The 9,856-nt window shown below is 65.5% G+C and carries 15 protein-coding genes; 6 read left to right on the top strand and 9 right to left on the bottom strand.

The annotated features are described in order from the left end of the window. Positions 1 to 118: 118 nt before the first annotated feature. The 6 genes from nifW to nifH form a co-directional block, all read right to left on the bottom strand. Entirely contained in the window at positions 119 to 457 is a 339-nt protein-coding gene (gene nifW, locus QQL87_RS34925; RefSeq protein WP_284423634.1) for a nitrogenase stabilizing/protective protein NifW, read from the bottom strand. After that, a complete protein-coding gene (gene cysE / locus QQL87_RS34920) occupies positions 454 to 1,245 on the bottom strand; it encodes a serine O-acetyltransferase (protein ID WP_284423633.1) in 792 nt (263 codons plus the stop codon). Before cysE ends, nifW begins: the two co-directional genes overlap by 4 nt. Before the next feature lie 2 nt (positions 1,246 to 1,247). Beyond that, on the bottom strand, positions 1,248 to 2,387 hold the full coding sequence (gene nifV / locus QQL87_RS34915) for a homocitrate synthase (RefSeq protein ID WP_284423632.1): 1,140 nt from the start codon (positions 2,385 to 2,387) through the stop codon (positions 1,248 to 1,250). 311 nt (positions 2,388 to 2,698) lie between these two features. Then, complete coding sequence (gene irr / locus QQL87_RS34910) at positions 2,699 to 3,193, bottom strand: Fur family transcriptional regulator Irr (RefSeq protein WP_284423631.1); 495 nt, start codon at positions 3,191 to 3,193, stop codon at positions 2,699 to 2,701. Positions 3,194 to 3,210: 17 nt separating this feature from the next. After that, complete coding sequence (locus QQL87_RS34905) at positions 3,211 to 3,948, bottom strand: nitrogen fixation protein NifQ (RefSeq protein WP_284423630.1); 738 nt, start codon at positions 3,946 to 3,948, stop codon at positions 3,211 to 3,213. Positions 3,949 to 4,031: 83 nt separating this feature from the next. Beyond that, complete coding sequence (nifH, locus tag QQL87_RS34900) at positions 4,032 to 4,919, bottom strand: nitrogenase iron protein (protein WP_284423629.1); 888 nt, start codon at positions 4,917 to 4,919, stop codon at positions 4,032 to 4,034. A 410-nt stretch (positions 4,920 to 5,329) separates the two neighbouring features. Between nifH and QQL87_RS34895 the strand changes: the two genes are divergently transcribed. Together QQL87_RS34895 and QQL87_RS34890 are read left to right on the top strand one after the other, a co-directional pair. After that, entirely contained in the window at positions 5,330 to 5,761 is a 432-nt protein-coding gene (locus tag QQL87_RS34895) for a response regulator transcription factor (protein WP_284423628.1), read from the top strand. Continuing rightward, positions 5,655 to 6,182 carry an ArsC/Spx/MgsR family protein gene (locus QQL87_RS34890; protein ID WP_349817312.1) on the top strand — a complete coding sequence of 176 codons (528 nt, stop codon included), beginning with the start codon at positions 5,655 to 5,657 and terminating at the stop codon, positions 6,180 to 6,182. The genes QQL87_RS34895 and QQL87_RS34890 overlap by 107 nt, the downstream gene beginning before the upstream one ends. Before the next feature lie 20 nt (positions 6,183 to 6,202). Here the strand turns inward: QQL87_RS34890 and QQL87_RS34885 are convergent, their stop codons facing one another. From QQL87_RS34885 to QQL87_RS34875, 3 genes are read right to left on the bottom strand one after another with little or no spacing between them, the layout of a single operon-like run. After that, positions 6,203 to 6,565 carry a (2Fe-2S) ferredoxin domain-containing protein gene (locus QQL87_RS34885; RefSeq protein ID WP_284423626.1) on the bottom strand — a complete coding sequence of 121 codons (363 nt, stop codon included), beginning with the start codon at positions 6,563 to 6,565 and terminating at the stop codon, positions 6,203 to 6,205. Next, a complete protein-coding gene (gene grxD / locus QQL87_RS34880; RefSeq protein WP_284423625.1) occupies positions 6,562 to 6,891 on the bottom strand; it encodes a Grx4 family monothiol glutaredoxin in 330 nt (109 codons plus the stop codon). The genes QQL87_RS34885 and grxD overlap by 4 nt, the downstream gene beginning before the upstream one ends. Positions 6,892 to 6,942: 51 nt before the next feature. After that, positions 6,943 to 7,176 carry a BolA/IbaG family iron-sulfur metabolism protein gene (locus QQL87_RS34875; protein ID WP_284423624.1) on the bottom strand — a complete coding sequence of 78 codons (234 nt, stop codon included), beginning with the start codon at positions 7,174 to 7,176 and terminating at the stop codon, positions 6,943 to 6,945. Between the two features lie 274 nt (positions 7,177 to 7,450). On the opposite strand from QQL87_RS34875, the gene QQL87_RS34870 reads away from it, so the two are divergent. The 4 genes from QQL87_RS34870 to QQL87_RS34855 all read left to right on the top strand — a co-directional run bounded on the left by QQL87_RS34870 (position 7,451) and on the right by QQL87_RS34855 (position 9,472). Next, positions 7,451 to 7,942 carry a tetratricopeptide repeat protein gene (locus tag QQL87_RS34870; protein ID WP_284423623.1) on the top strand — a complete coding sequence of 164 codons (492 nt, stop codon included), beginning with the start codon at positions 7,451 to 7,453 and terminating at the stop codon, positions 7,940 to 7,942. Between the two features lie 95 nt (positions 7,943 to 8,037). Next, positions 8,038 to 8,400 carry an iron-sulfur cluster assembly protein gene (locus QQL87_RS34865; RefSeq protein WP_284423635.1) on the top strand — a complete coding sequence of 121 codons (363 nt, stop codon included), beginning with the start codon at positions 8,038 to 8,040 and terminating at the stop codon, positions 8,398 to 8,400. Positions 8,401 to 8,444: 44 nt separating this feature from the next. Further along, positions 8,445 to 9,203 carry a dienelactone hydrolase family protein gene (locus tag QQL87_RS34860; protein WP_284423622.1) on the top strand — a complete coding sequence of 253 codons (759 nt, stop codon included), beginning with the start codon at positions 8,445 to 8,447 and terminating at the stop codon, positions 9,201 to 9,203. Between the two features lie 26 nt (positions 9,204 to 9,229). Next, entirely contained in the window at positions 9,230 to 9,472 is a 243-nt protein-coding gene (locus QQL87_RS34855; protein ID WP_284423621.1) for a hypothetical protein, read from the top strand. Positions 9,473 to 9,856: the final 384 nt, after the last annotated feature.

Here is a 9,856-nt window from a genome sequence, read left to right as displayed (position 1 = left end):
TCAGATGCAATCCGGGTGAGGGCTCAGATGCGCCTGATCGTGTCGATACACCCCCCCCCCCCCCCCGGCCCCCCCCCCCCCCCCCCCCCGCTTCCAGGTGTCATCATCAGTTCGTGTCTTACTTGAGCGTCGTCAGCGACACGAACGGCTTCGGTGCAGGCTTCGGCGGCGCCACCGCATCCTTCAGCACCTTGAAGACGCGCTGATCGAGCGGCGTCGAGACGGTGAAGTCCTGATAGGCCTGCTCCAGGAACGACTTGCAGCGGGCTGCGACATCCTCGTTGGAGACCCCTGAGAAGTCCTCGCTGACGAGATACTGTCCCATCCGCCTGAGGATATGCAGCCGGCAGACGTTGAGCACCTTGGGGTCGTAGTCGACGTCGAGCAGCTTGAAGAACTCTTCGGCCGCGGACGTCTGCTTCAGCTGATCCAGAACATTCGGGGTTGCCGCAGTCATTGCTTTGCTCCTTGGGTCAGAATTGGATCAACCTCGCAAGCGCTGGTCGGCTGCGGAGGTGGCGGTCCCTGGCGCACCTTCTGGCGGACATGCGCGAGCTGCGCTTCGAGGAACTCGATGCGGTCCAGCATCACGGAGAGCGCCTCACCGACCGGATCAGGCATCAGATGATGATCGAGATCGATGCGCCCGACGGTGCGGCGATGCGTGAACTCCGGCCGCACCACCTTGGCGGGGATGCCGACGACCGTCACATCCGGCGGCGTGCTCTGGATGACCACCGAGTTGGCGCCGACGCGGGTGCGCGGCCCGATCGTGATCGGTCCGAGGATTTTGGCGCCGGCACCGACGACGACGCCATTCTCGAGCGTGGGATGCCGCTTGCCCGGCGACCACGACGTGCCGCCCAGGGTGACCCCGTGATACAGCGTGACGTCGTCGCCGACCTCCGCGGTCTCGCCGATCACGACGCAGGCGCCATGGTCGATGAAGAAGCGACGGCCGATCTCGGCGCCCGGGTGAATGTCGACATTCGACAGGAAGCGTCCAAGCCACGACAACAGGCGCGCCGGAAAGCACCAGCCGCGGATCCATAGCTGATGCGCAAGCCGATGCCAGATCAGCGCGTGGATGCCGGGATAGGTCAGCAGGGTCTCGATCTCGCTGCGGGCGGCGGGATCGCGCGAGCGGACGCAACCGATGTCTTCGCGGATCAGGCGGAACAGCGTGGGGGCCGCAGGCTCGGCGGTGACGGGCTTGGCAATCGGCGTATCGACGATATCGCTCATGATCAGGCAAAGCTCGCGAGCGGGTGATCACACACTTCGCGCCAAATGGCGGCGACCGCCTCCTTCGGCACGGGTCCCTTGTGGGCGACGGCATGCTTGCGCACGCGCGCCAGAATGCGCTGGGCCTGGTCGGCGCTTGCCGGCAGGCGAAGATCCGACAGCAGCGAGGTGATCGCCGACAGGCCGGAGTGCTTGCCGATCACGATCCGGTTGGAGCGGCCGAACAGCATCGGATCGAGCGCCTGATAGGTCCGCTGATCCTTCAACAGTCCATCGACATGGATGCCGGATTCGTGCGTGAACACATGCTCGCCGACGATCGCCTTGTTCAGCGGAATGACCCGCGCTGCGGCGGCTGCGACGACGTTCGCGACGCGATCGAGCTCGGCGAGCACGATGCCCGTCTCGCGCCGGTAGAGCTGCTGCAGAGCGACGGCGACCTCCTCCAGCGGCGCGTTCCCTGCTCGCTCGCCGAGGCCGATCACCGTGACCGACGCATGCGTCGCGCCGGCCTTGACGGCCGACAGCGTGTTGGCGGTGGCAAGCCCGAGATCGTCATGGCCGTGAAACTCGATCTCCAGATCGGTGGTCGCGCGCAACGCGCTGACGAGCGCAAACGTCGCGTCGGGATCGAGCACGCTCAGCGTATCCGCGACCCGGAAGCGCCGTGCGCCGAGCGATTTCGCGGTCGCGATCACCTCGGCCAGGAATCCGACATCGGCGCGCGAAGAGTCCTCGCCACCGACCGCAACGGCCAATCCTTTGCTCCGTGCATAGCCGACGACGCGCTTGAGCAGCTCCAGCGCGGCGCTGCGGCCGCCGCCGAGCTTGGCGGCGATCTGGATGTCCGATGTCGGGATGGAGACATTCACCATCGATACGCCGGCGGCGATCGCGGCATCGACATCCGCCTCGCGCATCCGGCACCAGCCGATGATGGTCGCCGGCAGGCCGGCCTCGACGATCGCCCTGATGGCGGCGATCTCGTCGGCGCCCATCGCCGGCGTTCCCGCCTCGATCTCCGGGACACCGGCCCGCGCCAGCGCGCGGGCGATCGCGACCTTTTCTCCGAGCGCGAACGCGACGCCCGGCGCCTGCTCGCCGTCGCGGAGCGTGGTGTCGTTCAGGATGACCCGGGGCATCGGGCTCGCCGAAACGATGCTCCCGTGGGATGAGCGGGCATCTCGGGCATTCCTGGGCCCGCGCTGTCCGGAGACGTCAGGCATTCACTTGCTCCGTCGCAACCTGTGACGGCCGCCAGAAGCATGACGCTCGATCGCGGCCTGCAGGTTACTCAGCAACGGCCATGCCACCGCCCGGCCACCCCCTAATCAATTGAATATTCGTTATTTTTAGCCACCGACCCGGATTGTCGGATTCGCAACAGGGTCGGAAATCCAACGTGGAGGATGGCGGGGGTGCGCGCAGCATCGCGGCTGCGGCGGCCGGCCGGTCAGGCGTTGCGCTTGCGGCGGAGATGGATGACGACGTCGATCCGCTCCATGGCGTAGCCCAGCAGCGGCTCGGGCAGCTGGTCGAACACGACGTGCTCGGGCACGTCGACGAGCTCGCCTTCGTCCTCATAGAAGAAATGCGGATGCACCGTGGTGTTGGTGTCGAAGAACGACCGGGAGCCGTCGACCCCGATCTGCCGCAGCAGCCCCAGCTCCACGAACTGATTGAGCGTGTTGTAGATGGTCGCCTGCGAAATCTTCATGCCGGTCGCGACCGCCTCGGCATAGAGCACGTCAGCGGTGATGTGACGATCGCCATTTCCGAACAGGATACGGCCCAGTTGCTGGCGTTGCTGGGTCGGACGGAGCCCTGCCTCGCGCAGCGCGTCCGCGCACCGGCGCATCAGCGTCTCGCCCGCCTCGCAGGTATCGGCCGCGGGGCACGGGCCGCCGTCGCCGTTGCAGGGAGATCCGAGCTGGGCTTCCATCAACATCGTCGCAATCCTCGAATTCACATGGCCGCGCCTGCAGCCGCCTCCTGCAGCGCGACCTCGCGCCTCCGCTCGGCCATGCGGCTCTCACCGCTCTCCTCACCGAAGCAGAGCTGGAAATCGTTGCACTGGGTGCAGACCGGCGTCGTGCACATCACGAAGCCGTCGTCCTCGCACAGCATGCGGTAGAAGAAGCGCTTCCAGCGCATGTTTCGGGTGTTGCGGCTGGCCAGCGGCGCGAAGTGGCGCAACAGGAGCCGCGACAGCTCGGAGCGCTCGCGCAGGCCGAGGTCTTCCCAGAGATGGTTCGGCTCCATCGCGCGCCGCGCCACCATGGCCGCGAGCCAGCGGCTGACGTCGCCGTCGGTGGAGCGCTGGGCCGCGAGCAGGTCGCGCACCATGGCGATCTCGTCGTCATCGGGCGCCGGCGCGGCACCGTTGATCGGCAGCCATGAGGAGTCGATCGCGGCGGCCGGAAACAGCTGGGCCAGCAGCGCGATCAGCTCGACGGTCGAAAGTCCTGCGCGCTCCGCGAGCGCGCCATGCTCCATCGCCGACACGGCGAGGATCGATGCCATCACGTGGCGATCGAAACTCGCATCGCTCTCGATCAGCGCATCGCCGGGATTGGTGCCTGTCAGCAGGCGGTAGATCTGGCGGCCACGCTGCCGCTTGTCGTCGTCGAAGCCGCCGTCATTCGGCGGTGGTTGCAGGCCGGCAGCAACGCTTTGCGAGATGTCCACGATTGCGATTGCCATAGCGCGATCTCCTGCGGCCTGCGGATGGGACATGAGAAGAGGTACCGGCCTTCCGACGGGAGGAAGGCCGGTACCAAGACTGCTTAAGCCGTTGCGGCGAGGTCGGCGGCAGTCTTTCCGATCTGGCTCTCGTCGACCGCCTTCATGATGCCGTGCTCCATCAGCATGTCCTCGAGCTCGTCCATCGTGATCGGGGTCGGGATGATGCCCTTGCCGGCGTTGACGTGGATCTTCTGGGCCAGCGAGCGGTAGTGGCCGGCCTGGACCGAGTCGGGCGCATATTCCAGAACGGTCATGCGGCGCAACTCGGCGTGCTGCACGATGTTGTCGCGCGGCACGAAGTAGATCAGCTGGGTGCCGAGCTTCTTGGCAAGAGCCTCGGCCAGCTCCAGCTCCTTGTCGGTCTGGCGCTCGTTGCAGACCAGGCCGCCGAGGCGCACGCCGCCGGAGTTCGCATATTTCAGAATGCCCTTGGAGATGTTGTTGGCGGCATACATCGCCATCATCTCGCCGGACATCACGATGTAGATCTCCTGCGCCTTGTTCTCGCGGATCGGCATCGCGAAGCCGCCGCAGACCACGTCGCCGAGCACGTCGTAGGACACGTAGTCGATGTCCTCATAGGCGCCGTTCTCTTCCAGGAAGTTGATCGAGGTGATCACGCCGCGGCCGGCGCAGCCGACGCCCGGCTCCGGGCCACCGGACTCGACGCAACGGATGTCGCGATAGCCGACCTTCATCACCTCTTCGATCTCGAGGTCCTCGACGCTGCCCGCGGCAGCGGCCAGGCTGAGGATGGTGTCCTGCGCCTTGGCGTGCAGGATCAGGCGGGTCGAATCCGCCTTGGGGTCGCAGCCGACGATCAGGATCCGATGACCCATCTCGGCCAGCGCGGCCAGGGTGTTTTGCGACGTCGTCGATTTGCCGATGCCGCCTTTGCCGTAGAATGCGATTTGTCGCAGCGATGCCATTCTGCTCTCCATCAACCGATTGCCAATGTCGCGCCCGCGTCTCGCGTGGCGTGACCGCGTCCTCTCATGTGTCCGAACCGGCAGACGGGTTGTTGGGAAGGAGCGCATCGCTCGTCCGAAGCGTCGGCGTGCACTCAGCCCTCAACCATTGCCTGGCAAGCGGTTTTGCAACGGCTGTGCCAGCGACCGCGAACAATGAAAACGGCCGTGTTTTGAAGGAGATGAGGAGAGATCTTCAGCCGATCGCAGCTTGTTGCAAACCCGACATCGGAATGTTTCGCAAGATCCGATGACGCGCCACGCTGTCCGAAACGACACAACAAAGGCCACTTTCCAACGCGGCGGGGCACGGAACGAGATTTGCTAGGTCATCCTCTGCAGCCTTGCGGCCAAGGTTTGAGGAGGATGCCATGCAGATCGGAGTTGAAACGGCGAAAGCGGTGGACCAGCGGCGGGTGTTCGTGATCGATGATGACGAGATCACACGCGCCGCCCTGCAGTTCATGTTGCACGATGAGATCGAGACACATGAGCTCGCCACGCCGGAGGAAGCCTATGAGAAGGGCGTCGACTGGCTTGCACCGAACGTGGTGCTGCTCGGCGTCTCGTTCCTGAAGCAGCGGGGCCCGGACCTGGTCCGCGAGATCCTGGCGAAGTTCAAGGGCGTGCGGATCCTGATCGTGACCGCCAAGACCGACGAGGCTGTCGCGATCGAGGGGCTGAAGGCCGGCGCGCATGGCGCGGTCGTCAAGCCGCTCACGATCGAGTCGGTGCGCAAGAAGGTCGACACCATTCTCGGCCGCGCCGGCGGGGCGCAACTGGTCCAGCTCGGCGGTCTCTGACGTGACGACCGTCGTCTTCTACGAGAAGCCGGGCTGCGGCACCAACGCGCGTCAGAAGCTGATGCTGACGCGCGCCGGCCACGAGGTCGAAGCCCGGAATCTGCTCACCGAACCTTGGACCGGCGAACGGCTGCGGGCGTATTTCCGCGGAACGCCGGTCTGGTCCTGGTTCAACCCGGCCTCGCCCCGCGTCAAATCCGGCGAGATCGAGCCCGAGACGGTCGAGGCCGTCGCCGCGATCGATCTGATGCTGGAAGATCCGTTGCTGATCCGCAGGCCCCTGATCGAAGCCGACGGCCAATGCTGTGCCGGCTTCGATCGCGAGCCTGTGCTATCGCTGCTTCAGCGCGACGAGGATCTGGAGGCTGTCCAGGGCTGCACGCGCCCCGCCCCATCGACACCGTGCCCGGAGCCGCGCTGAGCGGCTCCGGTATTGTCGTCTCAGCGCTTCAGCACCATCACCAGACGGTCGACGCGCTTGCCCTGCTTGAAATGGGACTCGACGATCTCGTCGATATCCTCCGGCTTGGTCGGCCGATACCAGATGCCGTCGGGATAGACCACCATCATCGGCCCGGCGCTGCAGAAGCCGAAGCAGCCGGCGGCGGTGACGCCGATGTCCGTCAACCGCTGTGCTTCAATGGTCTTCGTCAACCGGTCCCACAGCGGCTGTACGCCGAGCGCACCACAGCTGCCGCGCGGATGGCTGGGCGGACGCTGCGTCAGGCAGACGAAGGCGTGATATTTGTAGAGTTGCGGAATCTCGAAATCGTCATCCGCCTCGGCGACATCCGTCTCGCTCATGACGCCGGCGCCTTGATGCCCTTGTCGGCCAAGAGGGTCGCGAGCTCGCCCGCCTGGAACATCTCGCGCACGATGTCGCAGCCGCCGACGAACTCACCCTTGACATAGAGCTGCGGAATCGTCGGCCAGTTGGAGAATTCCTTGATGCCCTCGCGGATGAAGGGATCGGCCAGCACGTTGACGCTCTCGTAAGCGACGTCGAGCTTGGCGAGGATCTGCGCGACAGCCGCGGAGAAACCGCATTGCGGCGCCGTCGGCACGCCCTTCATGAAGAGAACGATATCATTGCTGTCGATCAGCTTCTGAATGCGTTCGGATGTCGACATTGACTTGATCCTTTCATCCCTGGATGCGACCGATCGATCCGGGAGCACCGGTCATTTCGGCAATGATGTCTCGAGCGCCAGCGCATGCAGAACGCCGCCCATCTGGCCCTTGAGGGCCGAATAGACCAGCTGATGCTGCTGCACCCGGCTCTTCCCGGCGAAAGCCTGTGAGGTGACGCGCGCCGAATAATGGTCGCCATCACCGGCCAGGTCCTCGATCACGACGACTGCATCCGGGAACGCCTCCTTGATCAGACGTTCGATATCAGTTGCTGCCATCGCCATCGCTGGTACTCCCGCTGGATTGATGACGGCGTCATGCAAGCTCCGAACCAGTCATTCGCAAGCCACAATCGCCGTCGCTTCGGCGTTCGACAGCTTGTCTGCGCCAAAACAAACCCTGGACGCGTCGACTTTGCGACATCGGCGCGCGCGCACCGCCGCGCCGGCGTTGAAAATGCAACATCGGCCCCGTCTTTGGCCTGCCAAGCCCCTGCGATGGCCTCTGCTGCGTCTGCGTAAAAACGGTCCGCGTCTTGCAATGATTTGATCGAGGTCAATGCAGATGCTCGAACTCGTCAGCGAACCCGACACCATCAACTTCGGCGATCTGCCGGAAGAGATCGATGCGCTGTTGCAGCAGGGCGTGGCGGCCTACCGGCGCGATCACGCGCGGGCCGACCGGCTGTTTCGCCAGGCGCTGGCGGCGGCTCCGCACGAGCTGCCGACCTATTTCTGCCTCTATAAGATTCACACCTATCAGGGCCATCTCGACGAGGCCAAGGCGGTGGCGGAGCAAGGCCTCGCCGAGGCCGCGCGTCAGGCCGGCTGGTCCTCCGATTGGCGGCAATGGGTGCCACACGATCCGCTGCCCGACGGCGCCGGCCGCTTCGCGCTCTACACGTTGAAGGCGCTGTCTTTCATCCATCTGCGCAAGAACGACCCTGACAGTGCGGTCGAGATGCTCGCCGCGCTGCGCCGGCTCGATCCGACCGGCGCCGTCGGATGGCCGGTCGTCGCCGCGCTCGCCGACGGCCTAGGGTCGGAGTGAGGCACAGCCATGCATGATCCACAGCGCAATATGGACACGACTCCGATCGATCATCCCCCGGTGCGAACCAGGACCATGAGAGGAACCAACGCATGATGACCATGCACGCCGCGCCCCCTCCTTCCCCGGCGCAGAGCGCCGTATCGACCGGCTCGCAGGATGCCGCCGAAAGCGTGATCGCCGCGTTGCGGACAGTCTATGACCCGGAGATTCCGGTCAATGTCTACGACCTCGGCCTGGTCTATCGGATCGCGCATGCCGGCGGCGGCGCGGTCGAGATCGACATGACCTTGACGGCGCCCGGCTGTCCGGTGGCGAGCGAGATCGTCCGCATGGTGGAGGATGCCGTGCAGGCCGTCGACGGGGTCACGTCGGTCAAGGTGACGCTGGTGTTCGAGCCGCCGTGGGACAAGTCGCGGATGTCCGAAGAAACGGCGCTCGAGCTGGGCTTGTTGTAACGCGCAGCTGCTTTGGCCGAGCCGAACAGAGACAGGAGCATCGCATGCCGACCGAGAGCACGATCAGGCTGACCGCCAACGACGGACATACGTTCCAGGCCTTCCGCGCCGATCCCGCCGAGACCCCGAAGGGCGCCATCGTGGTGCTGCCTGACGGCGGTACCGCCGCCGGCAAGCTGCGCAAGGTCGCGGATGCCTTCGCAGCGAGCGGCTATGTCGTGATCGCGCCGGAACTCTCCGCTCCCGCGACCTCCGAGGCCGCTGCCAACGGCGAGCCGGCCGCAGCGGTGCAGGATCCGGCGGCGCCCTTGCTCGCCGAGATCCAGTCCACGGTCGACAGCGTCAAGGAATGCGGCAAGGTCGCCGTGGTCGGCTTCGGCGCCGGCGGCGGCCTCGCCTATGACGCAGCCAACCGCGTCTCCGGCCTCGCCTGCGCGGTGAGCTACTACGCGACCGGCGTGGTCGATGCGGCCGGCCCCAAGCGCAGGGTCCCGACGCTGCTGCATTTCGGCGAGGCCGACCCGGTGGTGCCGTTCACCGCGGTCAGCATGTTCCGCGCCTATCATCCCGAGGTCAGCGCCTTCTCCTACCCCGGCGCCGCGCATGATTTCGACGGCGAGGGCGAGAGCCGTGACGAGGCCGCGGCCGCGCTCGCGCATCAGCGGACGCTCGCTTGGATCTCGCAATATGTCGTCGGCCAGGCGCCGATCGCGCTGAAGAACGCCGGCGCCTACGCGCTCGCCAAGGTCGACAAGAAAAAGAAGAAGAAGGCCGACGACGACATGGGTCCGCCGATGGATTGATGTGAGGTTGGATCGAGGACGCCGCGATGCTGCCGACCACCATCCTGATCGACGAGCGGCCGCGCTGCGTGGTGCGGCCCAACGACACCAAGGACCTCAACCGCTTCATCCGCAACGGCAAGCCGTTTCTGCTCGCCGAGAATCCGGACGGCAGGATCACTCATCGCAACGCCAGCGACACCGAGATGGCGCAGTGGCAGAACGCCCTGGCCCTGCACCGCGCCTGGGGCGGCGACGACGAGAATTTTTTCGGCGTGCCGTTGTATTAGTTGGTAGATGCATAGCTGATGCGTAGGGTGGGCAAAGGCGCCAACGGCGGCCGTGAATTTGCGCCGTCGGAAGCTCGCCGTGCCCACCATTCCAACGATAGGACGAGCTGATCGAGTTGCGGTGGGCACGCTTCGCTTTGCCCGCCCTACAGATCAGGTATAGCTGGCCCAGCGTGAGCCCGCGCAATACAGCGCCCTCTCCCCTTGCGGGAGAGGGCGTCTCCGGCCCATCCGCGCGCTCGGTCGGGTGAGGGGTATCTCTCCGCAAACAAGGCTCGTGGAGACATACCCCTCACCCGACCGCGTATGTCGCTCTGTTCTACAAGCCCTCTCCCGCAAGGGGAGAGGGCGCATTCACCGGCACCGCAGTTCGTCGTCTCATCG

This window comes from Bradyrhizobium sp. SSBR45G (assembly GCF_030159255.1).
Classification (GTDB): Bacteria; Pseudomonadota; Alphaproteobacteria; order Rhizobiales; family Xanthobacteraceae; genus Bradyrhizobium.
This window is presented reverse-complemented; position numbering and strand designations above follow the sequence as displayed.

Excerpts from the sequence above, each read along its gene's own strand:
- QQL87_RS34865 (WP_284423635.1), top strand. The coding sequence starts at position 8,038 with ATGACCATGCACGCCGCGCCCCCTCCTTCCCCGGCGCAGAGCGCCGTA.
- QQL87_RS34875 (WP_284423624.1), bottom strand. The coding sequence starts at position 7,176 with ATGGCGATGGCAGCAACTGATATCGAACGTCTGATCAAGGAGGCGTTC.
- nifH (WP_284423629.1), bottom strand. The coding sequence starts at position 4,919 with ATGGCATCGCTGCGACAAATCGCATTCTACGGCAAAGGCGGCATCGGC.
- irr (WP_284423631.1), bottom strand. The coding sequence starts at position 3,193 with ATGTTGATGGAAGCCCAGCTCGGATCTCCCTGCAACGGCGACGGCGGC.
- cysE (WP_284423633.1), bottom strand. The coding sequence starts at position 1,245 with ATGAGCGATATCGTCGATACGCCGATTGCCAAGCCCGTCACCGCCGAG.
- grxD (WP_284423625.1), bottom strand. The coding sequence starts at position 6,891 with ATGTCGACATCCGAACGCATTCAGAAGCTGATCGACAGCAATGATATC.
- QQL87_RS34855 (WP_284423621.1), top strand. The coding sequence starts at position 9,230 with ATGCTGCCGACCACCATCCTGATCGACGAGCGGCCGCGCTGCGTGGTG.
- nifV (WP_284423632.1), bottom strand. The coding sequence starts at position 2,387 with ATGCCCCGGGTCATCCTGAACGACACCACGCTCCGCGACGGCGAGCAG.
- QQL87_RS34895 (WP_284423628.1), top strand. The coding sequence starts at position 5,330 with ATGCAGATCGGAGTTGAAACGGCGAAAGCGGTGGACCAGCGGCGGGTG.
- QQL87_RS34885 (WP_284423626.1), bottom strand. The coding sequence starts at position 6,565 with ATGAGCGAGACGGATGTCGCCGAGGCGGATGACGATTTCGAGATTCCG.
- nifW (WP_284423634.1), bottom strand. The coding sequence starts at position 457 with ATGACTGCGGCAACCCCGAATGTTCTGGATCAGCTGAAGCAGACGTCC.
- QQL87_RS34870 (WP_284423623.1), top strand. The coding sequence starts at position 7,451 with ATGCAGATGCTCGAACTCGTCAGCGAACCCGACACCATCAACTTCGGC.
- QQL87_RS34860 (WP_284423622.1), top strand. The coding sequence starts at position 8,445 with ATGCCGACCGAGAGCACGATCAGGCTGACCGCCAACGACGGACATACG.
- QQL87_RS34905 (WP_284423630.1), bottom strand. The coding sequence starts at position 3,948 with ATGGCAATCGCAATCGTGGACATCTCGCAAAGCGTTGCTGCCGGCCTG.
- QQL87_RS34890 (WP_349817312.1), top strand. The coding sequence starts at position 5,655 with ATGGCGCGGTCGTCAAGCCGCTCACGATCGAGTCGGTGCGCAAGAAGG.